24 protein-coding genes are annotated in these 19,122 nt (G+C 43.8%); all 24 read left to right on the top strand.

The features are described from left to right. Positions 1–9 precede the first annotated feature (9 nt). The 24 genes from BUR09_RS12640 to sctS all read left to right on the top strand — a co-directional run bounded on the left by BUR09_RS12640 (position 10) and on the right by sctS (position 19,116). Positions 10–513, top strand: coding sequence for a SycD/LcrH family type III secretion system chaperone (locus BUR09_RS12640; protein WP_074217312.1), 504 nt, complete (start codon positions 10–12; stop codon positions 511–513). 4 nt (positions 514–517) lie between these two features. Then, positions 518–1,600 carry a type III secretion system translocon subunit SctE gene (gene sctE, locus BUR09_RS12635; RefSeq protein ID WP_074217311.1) on the top strand — a complete coding sequence of 361 codons (1,083 nt, stop codon included), beginning with the start codon at positions 518–520 and terminating at the stop codon, positions 1,598–1,600. A 41-nt stretch (positions 1,601–1,641) separates the two neighbouring features. Continuing rightward, positions 1,642–2,511 (top strand): hypothetical protein, encoded by an 870-nt coding sequence (locus tag BUR09_RS12630; RefSeq protein ID WP_074217310.1) that lies wholly within the window; start codon positions 1,642–1,644, stop codon positions 2,509–2,511. A 17-nt stretch (positions 2,512–2,528) separates the two neighbouring features. Further along, positions 2,529–2,957 (top strand): type III secretion system chaperone, encoded by a 429-nt coding sequence (locus BUR09_RS12625; RefSeq protein WP_139296841.1) that lies wholly within the window; start codon positions 2,529–2,531, stop codon positions 2,955–2,957. Between the two features lie 111 nt (positions 2,958–3,068). Continuing rightward, positions 3,069–4,925, top strand: coding sequence for a type III secretion system outer membrane ring subunit SctC (gene sctC, locus BUR09_RS12620; protein ID WP_074217308.1), 1,857 nt, complete (start codon positions 3,069–3,071; stop codon positions 4,923–4,925). Between the two features lie 8 nt (positions 4,926–4,933). Beyond that, positions 4,934–6,337, top strand: coding sequence for a SctD/MshK family protein (locus tag BUR09_RS12615; protein WP_074217307.1), 1,404 nt, complete (start codon positions 4,934–4,936; stop codon positions 6,335–6,337). Between the two features lie 14 nt (positions 6,338–6,351). After that, positions 6,352–6,600: a hypothetical protein gene (locus BUR09_RS12610; protein WP_074217306.1), complete on the top strand. Its 249-nt coding sequence runs from the start codon at positions 6,352–6,354 to the stop codon at positions 6,598–6,600. Then, positions 6,591–6,824, top strand: coding sequence for an EscF/YscF/HrpA family type III secretion system needle major subunit (locus tag BUR09_RS12605; RefSeq protein ID WP_074217305.1), 234 nt, complete (start codon positions 6,591–6,593; stop codon positions 6,822–6,824). The genes BUR09_RS12610 and BUR09_RS12605 overlap by 10 nt, the downstream gene beginning before the upstream one ends. Before the next feature lie 4 nt (positions 6,825–6,828). Further along, the gene (locus BUR09_RS12600) at positions 6,829–7,206 is read left to right on the top strand and encodes a tetratricopeptide repeat protein (RefSeq protein ID WP_074217304.1); all 378 of its coding nucleotides are present in this window, start codon (positions 6,829–6,831) and stop codon (positions 7,204–7,206) included. 33 nt (positions 7,207–7,239) lie between these two features. Then, the gene (locus BUR09_RS12595) at positions 7,240–7,872 is read left to right on the top strand and encodes a hypothetical protein (RefSeq protein WP_074217303.1); all 633 of its coding nucleotides are present in this window, start codon (positions 7,240–7,242) and stop codon (positions 7,870–7,872) included. A 15-nt stretch (positions 7,873–7,887) separates the two neighbouring features. Further along, a complete protein-coding gene (sctJ, locus tag BUR09_RS12590) occupies positions 7,888–8,673 on the top strand; it encodes a type III secretion system inner membrane ring lipoprotein SctJ (protein ID WP_084539475.1) in 786 nt (261 codons plus the stop codon). Then, positions 8,673–9,458, top strand: a complete 786-nt coding sequence (locus BUR09_RS12585; protein ID WP_074217302.1) for a SctK family type III secretion system sorting platform protein — start codon at positions 8,673–8,675, stop codon at positions 9,456–9,458. The genes sctJ and BUR09_RS12585 overlap by 1 nt, the downstream gene beginning before the upstream one ends. Next, a complete protein-coding gene (locus BUR09_RS12580; protein WP_074217301.1) occupies positions 9,437–10,057 on the top strand; it encodes an HrpE/YscL family type III secretion apparatus protein in 621 nt (206 codons plus the stop codon). Before BUR09_RS12585 ends, BUR09_RS12580 begins: the two co-directional genes overlap by 22 nt. A 1-nt stretch (position 10,058) precedes the next feature. After that, entirely contained in the window at positions 10,059–11,378 is a 1,320-nt protein-coding gene (sctN, locus tag BUR09_RS12575) for a type III secretion system ATPase SctN (protein ID WP_074217300.1), read from the top strand. A 6-nt stretch (positions 11,379–11,384) separates the two neighbouring features. Beyond that, complete coding sequence (gene sctO / locus BUR09_RS12570; RefSeq protein WP_074217299.1) at positions 11,385–11,870, top strand: type III secretion system stalk subunit SctO; 486 nt, start codon at positions 11,385–11,387, stop codon at positions 11,868–11,870. Between the two features lie 11 nt (positions 11,871–11,881). After that, entirely contained in the window at positions 11,882–12,592 is a 711-nt protein-coding gene (locus tag BUR09_RS12565; RefSeq protein ID WP_074217298.1) for a type III secretion HpaP family protein, read from the top strand. Further along, positions 12,585–13,742, top strand: a complete 1,158-nt coding sequence (locus BUR09_RS12560; protein ID WP_074217297.1) for a FliM/FliN family flagellar motor switch protein — start codon at positions 12,585–12,587, stop codon at positions 13,740–13,742. The genes BUR09_RS12565 and BUR09_RS12560 overlap by 8 nt, the downstream gene beginning before the upstream one ends. A 61-nt stretch (positions 13,743–13,803) precedes the next feature. Next, positions 13,804–14,430 (top strand): type III secretion system export apparatus subunit SctR, encoded by a 627-nt coding sequence (sctR, locus tag BUR09_RS12555; RefSeq protein ID WP_074217579.1) that lies wholly within the window; start codon positions 13,804–13,806, stop codon positions 14,428–14,430. 9 nt (positions 14,431–14,439) lie between these two features. Next, on the top strand, positions 14,440–15,588 hold the full coding sequence (gene sctW, locus BUR09_RS12550) for a type III secretion system gatekeeper subunit SctW (RefSeq protein ID WP_074217296.1): 1,149 nt from the start codon (positions 14,440–14,442) through the stop codon (positions 15,586–15,588). Then, positions 15,588–15,986, top strand: a complete 399-nt coding sequence (locus tag BUR09_RS12545) for a type III secretion system chaperone family protein (protein ID WP_074217295.1) — start codon at positions 15,588–15,590, stop codon at positions 15,984–15,986. Before sctW ends, BUR09_RS12545 begins: the two co-directional genes overlap by 1 nt. A gap of 14 nt (positions 15,987–16,000) precedes the next feature. Further along, entirely contained in the window at positions 16,001–16,375 is a 375-nt protein-coding gene (sctX, locus tag BUR09_RS12540) for a type III secretion apparatus assembly protein SctX (RefSeq protein WP_074217294.1), read from the top strand. Between the two features lie 7 nt (positions 16,376–16,382). Beyond that, complete coding sequence (gene sctY / locus BUR09_RS12535) at positions 16,383–16,721, top strand: type III secretion apparatus assembly chaperone SctY (RefSeq protein WP_074217293.1); 339 nt, start codon at positions 16,383–16,385, stop codon at positions 16,719–16,721. Beyond that, a complete protein-coding gene (sctV, locus tag BUR09_RS12530; protein ID WP_074217292.1) occupies positions 16,721–18,832 on the top strand; it encodes a type III secretion system export apparatus subunit SctV in 2,112 nt (703 codons plus the stop codon). Before sctY ends, sctV begins: the two co-directional genes overlap by 1 nt. 11 nt (positions 18,833–18,843) lie before the next feature. Beyond that, complete coding sequence (sctS, locus tag BUR09_RS12525; protein WP_074217291.1) at positions 18,844–19,116, top strand: type III secretion system export apparatus subunit SctS; 273 nt, start codon at positions 18,844–18,846, stop codon at positions 19,114–19,116. The last annotated feature ends 6 nt before the right edge of the window (positions 19,117–19,122 follow it).

Below are 19,122 nucleotides of genomic sequence, written 5' to 3'. Positions count from 1 at the left end.
GAGAAGCATATGTCGACTATGATTGAAGAGCAGACGATGGTTGAAGAACAGGATGAATTGTTAGCAAAAGCTTTAAAAGCTGTACTCGAAGATGGAGCTGTTCTCTCAGAACTGCAAGGGATTAGCGAAGATGATATGGAACACACATATGCATTTGCATACGAAAAGTATATGGCGGGTAACTATAAAGACGCCTTTGAAGTGTTTAAGTTGCTTACGTTGATGAATCATCTTGAATCTCGTTTCTGGCTTGGTCTTGCAGGTTGTGCGCAAGAACTTGAAGCCTTGGACATTGCAATAGAAGCGTATGCAATGGCTGGTTTTCTTGAGCCGGAAAACCCGATTATTTCTTTGTTTGGTGGTACTTGCTTGTACAAAGTGGGAAATTTTGAAGCTGCAAAGCTTGCACTTGAAGCTGGCGTAGAACTTGCCGCAGAAAGTGATCAAGATCTTGATGCGTATGTAGCTCGAGCACAAGCTACGCTTGAGCAAATGCAATCTGTTGGAGAGTAAGTCTATGGCGATAGATAGATTACCTAATCCTAGTGTGGCTCCGGGTTACACTCCTGGTGTGGATGGAGTAGCGGCTGGTGAGCATTCAAAAAAAGGTGCTCCTCGTCAGGTTGAAGCGTCGATTCCGTCAGATACTTCTAAAACTGTACAATCTAAGCCACCGTTGCCAGTGCCAGTAAAAGGCTTGGCAGGTGTAAGTTTGGAGACCTTAGTTGATTCTATTTCTGAAAAGGAGAGACGCCAAGGTATTAAAGGGTCGATCGATCAGGTTAAGTCCAGTTCGAAAAATCGAATGGAGCTTCTCGAAAAGCGTGTGAAAGAGCTGGAGAAAGCTGCAAAAAAGAGTAAAGTTTCTGGTTGGTTGAAAGCGCTTAAGTGGATAGGAATCATCCTTGGAGCTGTTGTTGCGGCAGCAGCAGTTGTTGCGACAGGCGGGGCGGCAAGCGCCGTTGTTATGGGGGTTGTTGCTGGAATTGCCCTTTGTAATGAAATTGCATCTGAAGCTTCAGGAGGGAAGGTCTCTCTTGGGGCTGGGCTAACAGCACTCCTTAAAGAATGCGGCGTTCCAGACAAAATCGCTAATATTCTTGGTCCGGTTTTAGTTGGGGTTGCAATGCTTGCGGCAAGTATTGGCGCTGGTGCCGCAGGGGTTATTGCTTCACGTGCAGCTTCAACAGCAGCAACGGTAGGTGCAAATGCTGCGAAGGTTGCAAGTCAGACTGCGGCAACAGCTAGTAAGGTTGCATCCACTGCGTCTAGGGTTGCAAGCGTTTTGAAAAGAGCAATGGTAGCACTTCATAATGCAAGCAAGTGGACTAACCTTGCGCAGGGGGCGGTATCTGTTAGTTCCGGTTCCCTCGGCATTGCGGATAGTGTGCAGAAATATGAAGCCGCCCTTGCTCAGATCAAGACTATTAAAATTGATGCGCTTCTTGAGAAACTGAGAGCCATGGATGAACAGGAACTAGATCATATTAACAAGATGATGGATGTTCTGAATGACACTCTCAAATCGGTGAAACAGATTGTTGATAAAGGAAACGAGTCCATGGCCACAATTGTGGGTGGCACACCAGCAATGGCTTAGTGTGACAGGTTTGTTATTTCATTAAATATTTGGGGGATCCTATGAGTGTTGTAGATTCTGTTAATTCTTATGTGAAGCAAAATTACTCAGAGCAGTCGGCGCAGTTCAACAAAGAAGTTTCTGAATTTTTCAAGTCGTATAGCAGTAAGACGGGTAAGTCTGCAGAAAATCTGCAAAGCGATGCACTTAAGTTGTGCCGTACCAAGAAGTTATCTTTCGCAGAAGCTCTTGAGAAGGTTTCAAATACGAAGCTGCCTCCTTTGATGAAGAAGCATATTTCAGGGTATGAAACAAAGAATCCATTAGGACTTCCAGCACCTACTGCTGATGCTAGCTTGCCTTTGGTTTGGGGGGAGAGTCTTGCAGCTCAAATATCGGCTCTAACAACGAAGCTCGCAGACCAGCAGCGCGTTATCGCTAAAGAAACAAAGTTAGCCATGAGCAAGGAACTTGCTAAGAATAAATTAGAACAGGCAGATAAAGCTCAAGCTGCTGCTTTAGCTAAAGCTATCTGCGGTTATGTAAGTGGTGCCATTTCTATTGGAGGTGGTATGGCTACTATGGGTAGATCACTGAAGATGCAAAACCCAAAGGTCAAAGGGCCTGATGGAAAGATGATTGAAGATTCTTCAATTATTGCCAATAACATGAAACTTGATGCTCAAGTGAAGACAATTAGTCAGGTTACAAGTGGGGTTTCACCTATTGTTAACTCAACCGGTGAAATTGTGGGGTCTCATTTTGAACACCAACGTGCAACTCTTGATGCTGAAGCAACTAAAATGCAGGCAGAGAAAGATGCTGTTGATTCACTGATGCAGAGTATGAATGAGTTACGGCAAAAATCCATGGATACTCAGCGCGCGTTGATGCAGGCAAATTTGGACACTCAACGTCGAATTCTCGCATAGTCTTTGGGTGAGATAAGGTGAGTACCTCTATCAAAGATGTGATGAGTGAGCTTGCTGCCAAATTTAAATGGGAAGTTGAATCGACTGATAAGCTTTCAGGGTGCGTTGCGACGATTGGTGAGAACTCAGTAGAGCTTTTCCGGCGTGGTATGGCAGATGTTGTACTTAGTGCAAAAGTCATCGAACTTTCTGGCGACCCATACGAACGCAACCAGTTGATAGATAAGTTACTTCAAGCTGCATTGTTGAAGAAGAATGAATTCAGCGGGATACTTGCTATAGATGAGGCATCAAACTCGATAGTTTATTCTCACATATTACATACTGCAGATATCAGCATTGAATCCTTTGAGGTTGTATTTGAATGGTTGCTGAATGAAGTTGATTACTTCAAGGCACAGTGCTTATCGCCTTCATATTCAAATCCTTTTTTGTTTGGTCGTTAACCAGCATTGTTACCCTGCGCATGAAGAGTGTTCTTCGTGCGCAGGTAAAGTGCTTTTATGTAAGTTTGTTAGTGAATAGTAAAAATCCATATGTATTTGGATGGGGGTAGGATGAGATTTCTTTTCTTTATACGCAGCATGGTTTGCGTATTGCTGTTGCTTTTACCGGTAACTGCTTTTTCTGCTGTGTTTCAAGAATCATTCACTCGTATTGTTAGGGGTGAAGAGATTCAGCAGACTTTAACAGCATTTGCTCGTGAGCAAGGGTATACAGCAGCGATTTCTTCTTCTATCTCTGGAAATATTTATGGAGAGTTTGTTAGTGTTGATCCACATCAGTTTTTAGATGGTATTACTGCTGCGTATAATATTTTATGGTATGTTTACAATGCAAAAATTTATTTTTACACACAAAGTGATGTTGTTTCTGAGCGTATTGCAGTGAAAAAAGGGATGTTGGATAGTGAGCCCGGAGTGCCATCTTCTTTAAGCGCGTTTTTGAAACGTAACAATATTTATTCTCCGTACATTAAACCTAACCTTTCCCCATCTGCAGATAGTATGTTCGTAACTGCTCCAAAAGAGTACATTACAGATATACGATTCGCGTTGGCTAGTGCTGCACATAACGCGCAAGAGCGCAGCATTGTTCGTGTGTTTAAACTTCGTCATATATGGGCTGATGATTTTACAATTAACACAAATAAAGGTTCAACAGTAATTCCTGGTGCTGCAAGTATCCTGCGGGCAATGGCGACAGGAGATATCTCTCAAGCAAAGATTCGAAGCGTGGAGAATTCTCCCACAGCAACGTCTTTGCTTGGACAAGGGTTAAATGCCGGAGCCAAAGATGTCCCTCCAGGGCAGCAGAAGCAGGTACAGCAGAGTAAGCAGGGACAGTCGGAAGGATACAAGACTCTTGCTGAGAGGGGCATAGTAATTACAGCTGAACCACGTATTAATGCAGTGATCGTACGGGACTTTGCTGCCAATATGCCAATGTATGCTGAGTTGATTCAGGCAATTGATATTCCGCAGCGCCTTATTCAGATACAGGCCATTATTGTGGATGTGAATGTGGATTTTTCGCGTGACTTAGGGGTGGATTGGAACATTAATAGTGTTGCAGACAAGGTTATTTTCAAAGGGAAAACTGCTTTTACTCCAAAGCTTTTAAAAGGTTTGGATTTTTCTACTATTTTTACCTCAGGCTCAAATACGTTTATGGCAACTGTGCGAGCGCTTGAAGCAACAGGGGATAGCCGTGTTCTTGGGCAGCCGTCAGTATTGACTATGGAAAATATGCAGGCAACGTTGGAAAATACACAAACGTTTTATGTGCGCATCGCCGGAGCATATGCAACAGATTTGTATAATGTAAATTCAGGAACAGTGCTACGCGTAACCCCTAGTATTGTTGAAGATCCTGAAACGAAAGAGGTCGATGGGATACGAATACTTGTGCATGTGAAAGATGGTCAGGGTGCTCCTTCTCCGAAGAATGAGGTTGATAAAATTCCTGTTGTAAAAGCAACAACCATCAATACTCAGGCGGTTATTAAGCCTGGTCAGAGCTTGCTTCTTGGTGGGTACTACTATGAAACAAGTCAAGTAAATGATGATGGAGTTCCTGGCCTTAAAGAGGTTCCGGTCTTGAACCTGTTTTTTGGACATCAAAAGACCGTTGTGAAACGTATGCAGCGGTTAATATTGATTAGTCCTACAGTAATTGATCTGGATGAAGTTAAGGATCAGACGGTAGATATTGATAAACTTGGGTTCGAGAAGAAAGTTTTCGATACGAGTGTGATCCAGCCTCCGGCTCAGCAGAAAGGCATAATACGGGGTGGCTGTGCTCGAAGTAGCGCAAGGCCAACTTCTCCCTCTGCAGGTTCAACAGTTCAACCAGTTACAGGTCTTATACCTCCAGTTGAAACACCGAGAGGAATAACGAGCGGTGTTATGTAGGAGGGATTATGACAACAAATAGTACAGTAACGTTATCTGTATTGTCAGGCTCAGCCATCGGGGCAGAGGTCGCACTAAAAGAAGGAAGCAAAAATTCTTTTGGTTCCGGAGAAAATTGCGATTTCATTTTTTTTGATAGCACGATTGCTTTAAAGCACGCAGCTGTTGAAGTTATGGAACAAGACACACTTATTTTGTACCCGCTGGATGCTTCTGTCCATTATTATGATGAGCAAGGTGCAGAAATTTGTTGCTCCGAAGGTGCAACTCCCCCGCTTGATGCCGGAACGTTATTTCGTATCGGTGGGTTGTACTTTGCATGTTTGGCGCAGGGGGCATCTAATGATTTAATTTCCCGTATTACTTCTTCTGCTTTCCGTATGAAGTCAGAGGCGCTGGTAGAAGATCCTGACGTAGCTTTATCAGATCCTGTAAAGGATCTACGGGCTGATTTGGGTGAACAAGGCGCTGATCAGGAGAGTGGTGACAAGGGCAAGAGAACAGGTCGCTTTAAAAAATTTTGCTTGCTGGTGATCGTCATGAGCTTGCTTTGTGGGCTTTCTGTCGGGGTGAAGTCTGTAGTTCAAACTCCTGATAATGCGCCTCAACTACAAGCTGCAATTGAGCACTTGAAAGGGCTAACTGTCAAACCTCCGTATGAATCAATCGAAGTATCACAAACTGAAAACGGGATTATCGTTATTTCGGGTGAGGTGTTGACCTTTGCGAATTTAGATGCACTGCGGGCACAAGTATCTTTATATCCATTTTCTGCCTTGTTTAGAGTTCGTGTTTTGGAACAACGCATTGAGGCAATGCAGCTTACTGCTTCCCAGCTTGGTTACAGCGTTCATTTTACATTTGAAGACGGTGCTGTTGTCGCTCGTGGGTATATTCGCTCTAAAGATGATTTACTTGATTTACAGCAGGTTCTTGCAGACAGCTTTCGTATGCAACCAGTAGCGTGGCATGTTGTAACCGCCAATGATGTTGGCAAGGCTTTGCGAAAAATATTGGCAGGTCATGAGAAGGTTGGACGGTTATCTCCAACATATAACAAGGAACGTGTTATTATATCGGGTTATTTGCCGGATTCAGCTAGGGAGTGGGTGCATGGCGTACCTTTTGCAATTAACAAAGCATTGCATGTCGCTATTCCTTTAGAATTGCAAGTTGAATTCAAAAAACCTCCTGAAAAGAAACACAAACCCGTTGTGAAGAAGCCAAGTCTGATAACAAAGCAATCAATTAAGCAGATAGGTGTCGGGTCAATGCCGTTTGTTCGTCTTAAGAATGATCAGGTATTTTTCTTAGGTGGCAAAACGTCTGATGGGTCAGTCATTACATCTATATCAGCAAAGGAAATTGTTCTTACTAAAGATGGTAAGCATACAACCATTGTTACTGAATAATGCAGGAGGGTTAAATGGAAGACCAATGGTGTGAAGAGCTGCTCTCGGATCCAAGTGGTAATGGACTGAAAGTAGTTAAAGATAGGATTGCTTCCATTCGTTTTGAAGTGAAGCGAAAAATGGACCAAGGTTTGGCTTCAGACGAATTTTCTGAAGCGAAATCTATTCTAGAGGCGTTAGAATCAGCTGATGAAATAGCAACTGATTACTGGAAGAACATTCACCAGTCATCACACTCTATGGAGAATATGATATGTCTTTAGATCTTAACGCAATGTTTGCACAGAACTTGGATAAGATTGAAGGTGCTGGTGAAGCGTTACAGAACAAGATGCAGGAAACGTTAAGTAAAAAGGAAGTAAGTCCACAGAAGATGCTTTCACTGCAGTTTGAACTGGGACAGTACAACGCTTTGTTGCAGGCAACTTCAACTGTTGCAAAGTCCATTATGGATACAACAAAGTCTGTAATTCAGCGTGCAGGGTAATTTCATGTTAGATTTAGATGCCAAAAAATTATTAAAAGAACTTGCATTCTTGGGAGCTCATTCCGGTTTAATCTTCCATGCGCGCAGAATTTTTTCTGCCCTTGGTGAGGAAAATGATGAAGCCTGTGCGCTTGGGATGGCCTTTACTCACATTGGAGTTGGGGAATTTGAGACGGCACACGAAAAACTTCAGCAACTTATCGACGTTAATCCGGAAAATTGGGAAGCACTGGCATTTAACTGTTTGGCATATATCCTTGAAGAAAAGCAGAGCGAAGCTCTTGTTGCCGCAAAAACTGTTATCTCAAATGCTCCCGACAGTAGTGCAGCAATGATGGTGAAAGACCTTGCAGCAGCATCGTCATTACCGCTGAATGCATAGTATTTTGTTCTTGGTACAGTATGGGGATTAGTAGTGGTAGATATAGCGTCGCTTGCCTTAAAGCTCACTGAATTATGGTCCTGCAAGGGTGAGGCTGTTCCTTCTGGGAAACCTGACCCAGCCTTAGTTCGTGAATTTAAGGAAGCTCTGGCAGGTTCAAGAAGCGAGTCCTCAGCAGTTTCTGTTGAAGGACTTGGGGGGAAAGATGTTGAGCTGTCAGAAGGGGCATATATCTACCCAGCATCGTTAGCTGAAGGTGGCGGCCGTACCTCAGCTATCGATGCTCTTGGTCCCCACCAAATCGAGACTATTAACAAAGTGGAAGGAACTGGAGAGGTTCAAGAGGAACTTTTTTCAAGGGTAACTTTAACAGAAGATGTTCCACCGGCTAATCAGAAACCGGTAATTTGGGAGGTTCAGGATGAGCTAATGCGAACTCAGCCTGAACTCGGTGTTTCTTCTGAGAGTACTTCGCTTTCTATGCAGAATGTAAAAAAAGCCTTGGGTGACGTAATGTCTGAAGTAGCTACAAAGGGAACTATTACTCCCCATGACGTGTTACGTATTCAAAATTTGACTGGCATGCTGCAGCATGAAATTTTGCAAATGTCAAAAATTAATAAATCAATTCAGGACACTGTGACATCAGTGACCAAAGCACAATAAATTAAAGACACACTTATGAAACAACCGTCTATGCGAATTTTACCAGGCATTTTAGTTTTGTTTTTTTGTCTTGTTTTAACTGGTTGTAACAGCACATCGTTGTATTCCGGTCTGGATGAGAAAGAAGCAAATGTTATGCTTAGCGTATTATTGGAACAGGGCTTCAGGGCTGAGAAAATATCCTCAGGCAAAAGCGGATTTGCGATCACTGTTGGTCGGAATGAAGTTGTCGGTGCTTTGCGTGTGTTGGAGTCTGCAAACCTACCTCGAAAAAAGTTTGAGTCTCTAGGAACCGTTTTTTCCAATGAGGGGTTGATTAGTTCTCCTTTGCAGGAAAGAGCCCGATTTACCTACGCACTTTCTCAGGAACTCTCAGAAACATGTAGCACAATAGACGGTGTCCTGACTGCAAGGGTTCATGTTGTTTTAGAAGAAGCAAAAGAAATGGATGAAAAGCCTGTACCTGCATCCGCTGCTGTTCTCATTCGATATGTAAGCAGTTTTGATATTGAAAGTAGTGTGGTGCGGATCCGTAAGCTTGTCGCGCAAAGTGTTCCCGGTTTGGCTTATGACAATGTCAGTGTTGCGCTGTTTCCTATTCGCGAATCAGTTTCTCTTCCAGCACCTAAGAAGGATGTTGAAATTGCAGGTGTTGCAGTCAGCCGTGATTCTCTCTCTTCATTTTGGTTGCTCTTAGTAGGAGGAGTTGGGCTTGGTGTAATTCTAGGATTAGCAGTGATGTTAGTTCTTCGAAGTAGTTCCAAGCATGATGACGCTTTCGATAATAATGAGGGACGGTAATGTTTGAGGGGGGGGCATTATCTGATGAGATTTTCAGCAGGGTGGTTCGTTTCAATAGACCTGCTGTGGAAGACATTCATACTGACTACGTGTCTTCATTATCCTTAGAGACGTGGTGCGATGCCGATGGCTTATTTGCCCATGCAGAAATGTCTAAATACTTGTTGACTGTTACTAACGATCCAGCTCCAGGCGCTTTTTATAACTCATTTTTAATTGCTCAGCAGCGACTGGCGTTGCTGGAAGGCCAAGAGCTTGTTCGGTTATCACTACTTGTCGGGCTTACATTATATTCAGATAGGGTGTGCAGGGTCGTTACGCAAAGACAAGTGGCTGAACTTACCGAGCTGCTGGGCAGGGAAACCCTACTAAGTACTCATCGAGAACTTCGCTTTCTAAAAGGGAAAAGTTCTGAACTTATTAAAAAAGGTTCTGCTTTGTGGGAGGTGACGCAAATGTTGCCGCCTTCAGATGATGAACAATACATTGAAGTGTTGTGGGATGTCGTCAGGGCAGTCGGTATTGGTGTGGTTACATTTTTTTTACGGATGCACACAGATGATGTTTTGCACCGCATAGCTATTAAGCTTCCTGCTTTCTGGAGCGAGGGGGTTGGTAATAACCATGATGGTCCGCAGGCTGATGTAGCGCAGCGGTTTGCAGAAATGATGCGCTATGCAGGACGACTGGAGTTGTCAGAACATCAGGCCAGACTCTGTTGGGGGATGCTTTCCCGAATTATGAAACAGGAGATGAACCACATATGGCAAAACCTTTTCGCATAGTACACAACTCGTTGAACCTTTCATCTGATGTGAAGATCCTTCGGGCTGCCGAGTATGCTTCCTTTCTAGAAGCAGAAGAAGTGTTGCAGGCAGTAAAAGTTCGTGCAGATGAGATTCTAAAGTCATCAGAAGAGGCTTTTGAATTGGCAAGGCAACAGGGCTATGAGGATGGTCTGGAGCAGGGCAAGCTGGAGCATTCAGAGAAGATTATGGATACTCTTTTTGAAAGTGTTGCTTTTGTGGAGCGGCTTGAACATGCATCAGTTGAACTTGTAAGCAAGGCTGTTGAAAAAGTTATTGCAGATATGCCGAACGAGGAACGCATTGTTTCTATTGTTAAGAAAGGACTGGGTACTATTCAAAATGAAAGCGCTGTAACAATCAAGGTATGTCTCACTGAGGTAACATATGTGGAAAACGCGTTATCCAGTATTGCATCTACGTTTCCTTCTATGACGATGGAAGTGCATGGCGATAAACGGTTGCGAGAAGGGGATTGTCTTCTGGAAACTGTGATGGGCGTTGTAGATTGTAAGCTTTCAACACAACTTAAAGCAATTAACAAAGCCCTAACTCGCAGAGTTGGGAAAGCGTCTTAGTATGGCTTTTGATTACATTATTGATGCGATGCAGGAAGGCCTTTCAACCCTGAATACAGTTGAGGTACGTGGCAGAGTTGAGGCTGTAGTCGGAACCATCATTCATGCAGTTGTGCCCGGGGCTAAGGTCGGTGAACTATGTCTTTTGCGTAACCCTTGGGAAGATTGGTCTGTTTCTGCTGAGGTTGTTGGGATTTCTGGAACAACAGCCTTGTTAACTCCCTTAGGAAGTTTGCAGGGCGTTTCAACCGCAACGGAAGTTATTCATACAGGGCAGGTACATTCTGTTGCTGTTGGACCGGATCTGCTCGGGAGGGTTTTAGATGGTCTTGGACAGCCTTTGGATGGCAAACCTCCATTAAATGGCACGGGAACATATCCAGTATATGCTGAGCCTCCCAGCCCTATGGAACGAAAAATTATTGATAAGCCTTTGTCGCTTGGATTGCGTGCGCTGGATGGAATACTTACGTGCGGTGAAGGCCAGCGAATGGGTATTTTTGCTGCTGCTGGCGGGGGTAAAAGTACATTGCTGGCTTCTATGGTCAAGGGTGCGGATGTCGACGTTACGGTACTTGCGTTAATTGGTGAACGTGGGCGTGAGGTTCGAGAGTTTATTGAGCATGATTTAGGGCCTGAGGGATTGGCTAAAAGTGTGCTGGTAGTTTCTACCTCTGACAGAGCTTCTATGGAACGGTTGAAGGCATCCTATGTTGCTACGGCTATTGCAGAATATTTTAGGGATCAGGGCAAGCGCGTACTACTTCTTATGGACTCTGTGACGCGATTTGGCAGAGCCTTGAGGGAAATTGGTCTTGCTGCAGGCGAGCCGCCTACACGGCGCGGGTATCCGCCTTCTGTATTTTCCAGTTTGCCACAGCTTATGGAACGTGCGGGTAATTCTGCAAAAGGGTCTATTACAGCTTTGTATACGGTGCTTGTAGAAGGTGACGACATGACGGAGCCAATTGCAGACGAAACTCGTTCCATTTTGGATGGCCATATTGTGCTTTCGAGAAAATTAGCGGCTCAGAACCATTATCCGGCAATTGATATTTTGGCCAGCGTAAGCCGAGTGATGAACTCTATTGTTGAATCGGAGCATAAGGAAGCGGCACAGCAATTACGTAAGCTACTTGCTAAATATGATGAAGTTGAGTTGTTGCTGCGAATTGGAGAATACCAGAAAGGACATGATGCAGATGCTGATAGGGCGGTTGAATCTATCGATGCTCTGCGGGGTTTTTTGCAGCAGGGACTTTCTGAGTTTTCTAGCTTTGAAGAAACGGTTGACGCACTTCAGGCGCTGGTTTCTGACTAATCTTTTATGTCCTCATATCCATTAGAAGACATTTTACGGTTTCGTAATCAACGGGCTGATGCCGCACAGCGAAAGGCGATGGCGGCATTGAGAGAAGAACTTAGAGTTTCTGATGAATTGGAAGCAGCACGGAAGCGTCTTGAAGAATATAAGTGCTGGAGGGTGGAGGAGATTGAGCGACGGTATGTAGCCTTTTTGCAGGAGCAAACTACAAAACGTGGGATTGAGCTTTTTCATGAAAGTGTAAAGTCTCTTGAGTTTCGAGAAGTAGAGTTAGGTGACGAAGTCGTGCGTGCAGAGAAAAAGCTACAGGATGCCAAGGCGTATACTCTGGAATGCAAGCAAGAAGCAATGCAGGCCCAAAAGGCTATGATGAAGCTGGATTTACATAAGCAGGAGTGGGTGGTTGAAGCAAAGAAAAAAGCCCAGTTGGAAGAGGAAAAGGAGCTTGAGGAACTGGCTTTCTCAAAAGTGAAATTATTCAACAAATAGGAGTTGTTTCTATGGCAGGAACACCACTAGCTTCTTACTCTGCAGCGGTAGGGCAGAAATATAATCAGCAAGAGGCGGGGACTGGTCAGGAGCGTGCTCAAAGCAATAGCTCAAAAGAAAAGACTCGTAAGCAAACAAAAGAGGCAGGGCATAAAAAACTATCAAGGGAAGAGAAAACTCCCAGCAATGCTTGTGTTGATGAATTTATGAAGGCTTTTAAAGGTAGCAAAGACCAACAGACAGGGCATGGTAAAGAGCAGGATGATGCCCAAAAGCAAGAGTCGCCTGCAGAGTTATTTGCAGGAATGACAGAAACAATTTTTTCTTCTCGTATGGGCCAGCATAGTGAGGCTGGGAAAGCGTATCTGCAAAATCAGCAAGTTGATTCTCAAGTGAAACTTACGCCAGACATTCAAAAAATAGCCCAGCAGATTTTAGTTCGCGCTCCCAAAGACGGATCGCAAGCAGACGTGATTATCCGACTTGATCACCGCTCATTGCCTGATACTGCTGTGAAAATTTCTTTTGAGCAATCGGGGCTGGTTGTTCAGTTCAATACTCGGAACGTAAATGCCCACCAGACTCTTGTTGAGCACCAGTTTGCTTTGAAGGAAAAACTTGAGATCGAAAATCCTGGAGTGCGTGTTGTCGTCAATGACCAGACAGCTTCTGATGGACGTTCCAAAGGGTTGTTAAATTTTGATCAGGAAGAGGATGAGTAAGCTAGTGGTACACGAAACAATAGATGGTGAGTTTAGCTTGGTTCCGATGCCGAAGTGTTCACGAGCACATGCACAACTCACGCAAAGGATTGCTCAAAACGTTATTTTCCCACTTCCTGCGTTGCATGGTTTTGCTGGCCTTGAAGGGGTAATACGATGCTCTGATCTGGGCAAAAGAGCTGATACTCGCCTCGTTATGATTTTGCTAATCGGCAGTGAGCGGGTGTGGGTGGAGTGGCAGAGTATTGCGCTACTCGTAGAGCAGATTGGTGCAACACATGGTGCAACTTTTTTTGATCTTCCAGAACAGCTGCAGCGTGTTGCAGTGGCTCGATGTGTGGAACCGTTGTTGCAAGAGCTGGGGGGTAGGATAGAGCAACCTGTTGTTTTGGAGTCAATTCAGTTTGACGGTAGTGATCAGGAACAGCCAGGCGCTTCATTCTTACATTTTACTGATGAGAATGAACAAGAAATTTGTTCATTTATTTTGAATATTAATGGGGGTGGAAAAAGGTGTCTTGCAGCTTGTCATGTGGCCTTTAACGCTGATGGTGTGTTCCATAAGACACTATTAGATATTCTTCCTCAGCCGATTGAAAACGACTCTGCATGTCACGATTTTTTAATAGAAGTTTCCTGTGTGGCAGGCTCTCAACTGCTTACACGTGCTGAGATAGCAAGCCTTTGCTGCGGAGATGTGTTGCTTTCTTTAAGCTCGGAAGCAGAAAATCAGGGAACAATGTACGGTCTGATGGTTGGGACAACTCCGATTGGAGTGGCACGACCGTGTGAGCATGGGGTTGAGGTTGTCTCTCTTGTTCCCCATTGTCAGAATTTTATTGATAGGAGTGGAGGAATACGAATGGAAGAAGCGGTAGAGCTTGTAGATGAAATACAAGAGCATACTGAAGAAACGTTAGGCGAAAGCATTGATACAAGTGCTCTTGAGCTGGAGGTTGTCTTCGAGGTGGCTAGATCTCAATTTACGCTGCAGGAGCTTAGACAAGTAAGCAAGGGGTATATCTTTACGACAGACGTATCCGCCGATGCTCCAATCACAATAAAAGCTGGAAATAAAGAGATTGGCAAGGGACGGCTGGTTTCTGTCGCAGACCGCATCGGTATAGAAATTTTGGCTACCGTTAGTTAGCCGCCGTTCCATATTACGTTTCAAGTTCTCGGAGTTTGTTGTGGGAATTCAAGCAATACAGATGCTTCCGCTTATTATTATTTTGGGGTTGGCTCCATTCGCAATAATGATGGGGAGCACTTATGTGCGCATAGTCATCGTTTTTTCTCTTGTGCGAAATGCTTTGGGTATTCAGCAGATTCCACCAGGTATGGTGGTCAACGGCCTTGCTGTCATTCTGAGTGTTTTCATTATGGCACCTGTTGGCAACTCCTGTTTGACTCTTTTGGAACAGCAGCAGTTTCCTTCGGATATGCGTATTCAAGATTACTTAGAAGTTGGTAAAAAAGTAACACCGCCATTTGTGGAGTTTTTGGATAAGAATAGTTCGCCACTGATTAAGGCTAAGCTTGTTGCAACAGCAAAACAGATATGGCCTAAAAAGATGTTTCAATCTTTACAGAAAGATTCTTTGTTCATTGTTTTGCCTGCATTTACGTTGTCTGAACTGACAAAAGCGTTCCAGATAGGATTTTTATTATATTTACCGTTTGTTGCGATTGACTTGATTATTTCTAACATTTTGTTGGCAATGGGAATGATGATGGTGTCTCCGACTACTATCTCTCTTCCCTTCAAACTTCTGCTTTTTGTAGTGCTGGATGGATGGGTTAAAATTAGCCAAGGCTTAATGCTTGGATATCTTTAAGGGGGAACCATGCCTATTTCTGTAAATTCGCAAGTTGGACAGCAGCCTGTTGATACACCTCGAGTAACTGAAGGTGCGCGGACCAGTGGTTCATTTTTAGGACGCTCAGTCTCTGTTCCAACAAACATGTCTTCTATGGTTGCTGATGCTGCTGAAGAATTAACATTCGGGATGTCCGAAATTGAAGAACAGTCTATTGCCAAAAGGACTCCGGTGAAGCAGCAGCGTAGCAGATTGATTGATGCTGTTAAGGCATATCAAGAGCTTATTGATAAAGAAGAGTTTGCCCAAGAAGCTCGAAAACTGAACCTTTTTATCTCTCAGATGATGCAAAAGGCTTCTGGTGGATTTCAATCGCTAGAAGATTCTTTTGAGCAGATTGATAAGTACCTGGGCAAGACCGGAAGTGACATTACCGAACAGTATGCACTGCTTGCGGAAGCTTTTCAGAATGTCCCTCCTGACAGTGAGGAAGCTGAGGCTATTTTATTTGTCTTGGAGCAAATGGAGAACCGACAGGGTGACGCTATTGCTGCAGGAATTCATGCCAGTATTGAAGCCGATAATTATGCAGAGCTTGGAGAGCCGCAGAAACTGCGTAGTACTTATCGTTCAGTTCTGTTGGAGTTTGAAAATTCTCGTGCTGTGTTTGATTGGCTTCTTGAGCAGTATGGTGCTGATAAAATTGATTTAGGGTTTGATTTTTTATTTGCGACCTTTGCGCATGATGCTGGTTCCGCATGCCCATCGTCCGATAAAGCCAGGATGGAATTGTTTAGCCTGAATGTGAATAATGCTCGTGACACAGCATCTGTTTATGGTTTGTCGGGCAGGCTGCTTGATCGGCTAGAGTCGGAGCATGGTGTAGCTTTGCCTGAGGCTGTTGAGGGTAATAATGTAACGCAGACGATGAACCGGTTTTTACAGATGCTGGAGCAAGCATTTCCTGCTCCAATGGATGTTAATGCGATTGTAGATCCGCTCGGTATACCGGATGTAACCCGACAAGTTCTTTTCCTTCAAGATACATTGAAAGAGACAAAGATGCTGCCAGTAAAGGTCTTTGACTCATTGGAAAGTAGGGACAAGGTTCTTCAGCTTATTCAACAGGAATTAGATAATGCAATTGAGCGGGAAGATGAGGAGTTGGGATACTAATGTTATTTGAATCAGTTGTTGAAGAATTTGGAAAGCGTATTGGACTGCCTGAGTTAACTCCGCAAAATGGAAATGTTGTCCGTTTTGTTTTTGATGATACCGTTTCAGTAACCATTGAGCGTTGTCAGCCTCAAAAAATGGCTCCGCTTTTCGGGATATCCATCAGCATGGGGCAGATGGAACCGCAAGTACAGTGCGACGTTGATGTCTTACATGAAAAGGTGTTGAAGCTCGTGCATTACAATACCCCTCATCGCTATCCTCTTTCTTGTGGAAAAACAGGGAGTGGTATGTTGGTTCTCTCCGCTTTGCTTCCTGAAGAGGAGTGCACTGTAGATGTTTTGGAACATGTGCTTATGTATCTTGATGAAAATCTTCGTACCTTGTTTGCTGCATAATATTGGAGGTTTTAATGAGTACAGAAATCAAACCATCTATTACATTTAATCATGGAATTGAACAGGTTTCCGCAGCTGTTACTTCGAAGGCAGAAATGCCTAAAGCAACAAATGTTCCGCCACATTTGGCTTCTTCTTTTTGTTCTTTGGAAGAGGTTTTTAAGCATAAGAGCGTAGAAATTGAAGTAGAGGCTTTTCTTACTCCTTCAGTTTCTGATCCTGCACTTTTGTTGCCGGAAAACTTTGGGCGTGAACTTCGCTCTGCATTACAGCAAGTGTCGGAACAGATAAGCTCTGAAGCAGAACGTGGACTAGCTCAGGAACTTGATGAAGCAGTGAATAACCAACAATTCTTGCAAATGTATAAGAATTTAGTGGTAGCTGGATAGGGTGCCTATGAAACTTTCAAAAGAGCAGCGAAAAGTCATTGAAGTTCTTGGGTATACTTATCTGCGTGTAGGGCAGTTTGATAAAGCAGAGCGTATATTCCAAGGGCTTGCCAGCTTATTTTCTAATGATTTGAAGCTGCGTCGTTACCTTGCCTATATTGCAACAGCAAAAGGGGATCCGGCTTCTGCTCTTTCACTGCTTTCAGAGTGTATTGACCCTGTTATGATGCGTTCTGACGATGCTCCCTTGTTGCTTATTCAAGCTAAAGCGTTATGGGGGCTTGGACGTCAGAGTGAAAGTAAAGATGTTTTTGAACGTTATCTTTTATTAGTTGAGCAAAATTAATGGCCCAAGCAAATAAAATGTTTTTGCAAAATGCTGTGTCAAAAATTGTGAAGTATAACGACATTACGTTGGCGTTACTACTTGTTGCAATAATCGGGCTTATGATTATCCCGATGCCTACATTTATTGTTGATGCACTTATCGGGGTTAACATGGGGATATCATTTCTCATGTTGATGATGGGGCTTTACATATCGTCGGCATTGGATTTTTCGGTGTATCCGACAATGTTGCTGATTACGACTCTTTTCAGGCTCGCATTGAACATTACTACAACCAGGCTGATCCTTCTTAATGGGGATGCTGGTGAAATAGTTTATACCTTTGGTAACTTTGTAGTTGAAGGCAACTTTGTTGTTGGTGCTGTAGTCTTTCTTATTCTTACGATCGTGCAATTTTTGGTTATTGCAAAAGGGTCTGAACGTGTTGCTGAGGTAGGCGCACGTTTTACACTTGATGCGATGCCGGGCAAGCAGATGAGTATTGATGCTGATTTGCGTGCAGGTGTTATCTCCATGGAGGAGGCACAGGCGAGGCGTAAAAGAGTGACTGACGAGAGCAAGCTTTTTGGTGCTATGGATGGTGCTATGAAGTTTGTTAAAGGTGACAGTATCGCGGGTATCATCATTACGATGGTGAACATTCTTGGCGGTATTATCATCGGGACAACCCAACTTGGAATGAGTGCCGGCGACAGCATACAAAAGTATGGCATTCTGACCATCGGTGATGGTCTTGTCTCATCTATTCCATCTTTGCTTATAGCTATTTCAGCTGGTGTTATTATTACTCGTTCCGATGACGAGGATTCAGACCATCTTGGTGGAGAAATTGGTCGTCAGATTTTTGATAAACCTAAAGCTATTATTCTAGCAGGTGGTTTGTTGTGTTTGGTAGGTCTTATTCCTGGCTTTCCTAAGATACAGTTGTTTGCTTTGGGAAGTTTTTTTGCCGTATTTGGTTTTGTTTTGACCAAGATTATGAAGGCAGATGACGAGGATGGAGCGACTGGGACCCAAAGCCTTAAAGATACGATTGCGCCTGCAGCAGGCAAGCGCAACTCACAGCAAAGTGCTGCTGATGACACAAATGAAATTGCCCTGACTGTCCCTCTTTTGCTTGATATTTCAGATTCTCTGGCTGCCAGCCTGAATTATAAGCACCTTGATGATGAGCTTATTGCCTTGCGACGGGCGCTATACTTTGATTTGGGAGTGCCTTTTCCCGGGATTCACATTCGGCAGAATCCCAATTTAACAGATCTTCAGTATTCGTTGTTTATTCATGAGGTGCCGGTTTCCTCTGGGACACTTGAAAAAGGAAGTCTGCTAGTTCTTGAAACTACAGAAAACCTAGACATGATGGGTATTGCACATAAAGAAACAGATAATTTTTTGCCGGACACTCCTTCCATCTGGTGTCCTGAAAGTGCGAGAGGTTTGCTGGAAAAATCGAATATCTCCTTCATGGATCATTCCAAAATTATTTCATTTCACCTCTCAACGGTTCTTGCACGACATAGTTCCGAGTTTATTGGCTTGCAGGAGACGCGTTTTCTTCTTGAAGAGGTTGAAAAGCAGTTTCCAGAACTGGTGCGCGAAGCTTCACGACTCGTTCCTGCCCAAAAGATTGCTGAGGTGTTGCAGCGCTTAGTTCAAGAACAGGTGTCTGTTCGTAACATGCGTTCTATTTTGGAAACGCTCGTAGAGTGGGGAGCGAAGGAAAAAGATCCTATTATGCTTGTTGAGTATGTGCGCGGTAATTTGAAGCGGCAGTTAAGTTACATGTATAGTGGTGGAATGAACATGCTTGCTGCTTACCTGCTTGATACCGGATTAGAGGAAACTATCCGAAAGTCAATCAGGCAGACTTCCGGTGGCGCATTTTTAGCATTGGATCCAGCTACATCGGCACAACTGATTGAGAATATGCGTACTATTATTGGTGAAACAACTAGTAAATCACAGAAGTGCGTGCTGTTGGCATCAATGGATATCAGACGATATGTGCGGCGTCTTATTGAAGCCGAGTTTTATTCCCTTCCAGTGCTGTCATATCAGGAACTTACACCAGAAATAACCGTACAACCTATTGATAGAATTAAACTGTAGGGGGCTGGGTTATGGGGTCACAAAGCGTAATTGATTTTGCAGCGCAGGCGCTTTTGCTTGTGTTGCAAATTTCTATGCCTCCAATCATTGTCGCTTCAATTGCCGGTGTGGTGCTGAGTTTGATTCAGGCTATCACTCAGATTCAAGAGCAGACATTAAGTTTCGGCATCAAGCTTATTTGTGTATGTGCCACCCTGTTTTTTGGTGCAACTACATTTGGTAAGGCTATGTATGTATTTTCATTTCAGGTGTTTGACTCGTTCAATCTGATTATCAGGCAATGACATATG

The sequence above is a fragment of the Halodesulfovibrio marinisediminis DSM 17456 genome (genome assembly GCF_900129975.1).
GTDB classification, from domain to species: domain Bacteria; phylum Desulfobacterota; class Desulfovibrionia; order Desulfovibrionales; family Desulfovibrionaceae; genus Halodesulfovibrio; species Halodesulfovibrio marinisediminis.
This window is presented reverse-complemented; position numbering and strand designations above follow the sequence as displayed.

What these genes read in the sequence shown, in the direction of transcription:
- sctV (WP_074217292.1), top strand. Translation starts at nt 16,721, where the DNA reads ATGGCCCAAGCAAATAAAATGTTTTTGCAAAATGCTGTGTCAAAAATT.
- sctR (WP_074217579.1), top strand. Translation starts at nt 13,804, where the DNA reads ATGCTTCCGCTTATTATTATTTTGGGGTTGGCTCCATTCGCAATAATG.
- BUR09_RS12610 (WP_074217306.1), top strand. Translation starts at nt 6,352, where the DNA reads ATGGAAGACCAATGGTGTGAAGAGCTGCTCTCGGATCCAAGTGGTAAT.
- BUR09_RS12605 (WP_074217305.1), top strand. Translation starts at nt 6,591, where the DNA reads ATGTCTTTAGATCTTAACGCAATGTTTGCACAGAACTTGGATAAGATT.
- sctX (WP_074217294.1), top strand. Translation starts at nt 16,001, where the DNA reads ATGAGTACAGAAATCAAACCATCTATTACATTTAATCATGGAATTGAA.
- BUR09_RS12640 (WP_074217312.1), top strand. Translation starts at nt 10, where the DNA reads ATGTCGACTATGATTGAAGAGCAGACGATGGTTGAAGAACAGGATGAA.
- sctN (WP_074217300.1), top strand. Translation starts at nt 10,059, where the DNA reads ATGGCTTTTGATTACATTATTGATGCGATGCAGGAAGGCCTTTCAACC.
- sctW (WP_074217296.1), top strand. Translation starts at nt 14,440, where the DNA reads ATGCCTATTTCTGTAAATTCGCAAGTTGGACAGCAGCCTGTTGATACA.
- BUR09_RS12615 (WP_074217307.1), top strand. Translation starts at nt 4,934, where the DNA reads ATGACAACAAATAGTACAGTAACGTTATCTGTATTGTCAGGCTCAGCC.
- sctS (WP_074217291.1), top strand. Translation starts at nt 18,844, where the DNA reads ATGGGGTCACAAAGCGTAATTGATTTTGCAGCGCAGGCGCTTTTGCTT.
- sctJ (WP_084539475.1), top strand. Translation starts at nt 7,888, where the DNA reads ATGAAACAACCGTCTATGCGAATTTTACCAGGCATTTTAGTTTTGTTT.
- sctC (WP_074217308.1), top strand. Translation starts at nt 3,069, where the DNA reads ATGAGATTTCTTTTCTTTATACGCAGCATGGTTTGCGTATTGCTGTTG.
- BUR09_RS12545 (WP_074217295.1), top strand. Translation starts at nt 15,588, where the DNA reads ATGTTATTTGAATCAGTTGTTGAAGAATTTGGAAAGCGTATTGGACTG.
- sctE (WP_074217311.1), top strand. Translation starts at nt 518, where the DNA reads ATGGCGATAGATAGATTACCTAATCCTAGTGTGGCTCCGGGTTACACT.
- BUR09_RS12585 (WP_074217302.1), top strand. Translation starts at nt 8,673, where the DNA reads ATGTTTGAGGGGGGGGCATTATCTGATGAGATTTTCAGCAGGGTGGTT.
- sctO (WP_074217299.1), top strand. Translation starts at nt 11,385, where the DNA reads ATGTCCTCATATCCATTAGAAGACATTTTACGGTTTCGTAATCAACGG.
- BUR09_RS12580 (WP_074217301.1), top strand. Translation starts at nt 9,437, where the DNA reads ATGGCAAAACCTTTTCGCATAGTACACAACTCGTTGAACCTTTCATCT.
- sctY (WP_074217293.1), top strand. Translation starts at nt 16,383, where the DNA reads ATGAAACTTTCAAAAGAGCAGCGAAAAGTCATTGAAGTTCTTGGGTAT.
- BUR09_RS12565 (WP_074217298.1), top strand. Translation starts at nt 11,882, where the DNA reads ATGGCAGGAACACCACTAGCTTCTTACTCTGCAGCGGTAGGGCAGAAA.
- BUR09_RS12600 (WP_074217304.1), top strand. Translation starts at nt 6,829, where the DNA reads ATGTTAGATTTAGATGCCAAAAAATTATTAAAAGAACTTGCATTCTTG.
- BUR09_RS12560 (WP_074217297.1), top strand. Translation starts at nt 12,585, where the DNA reads ATGAGTAAGCTAGTGGTACACGAAACAATAGATGGTGAGTTTAGCTTG.
- BUR09_RS12630 (WP_074217310.1), top strand. Translation starts at nt 1,642, where the DNA reads ATGAGTGTTGTAGATTCTGTTAATTCTTATGTGAAGCAAAATTACTCA.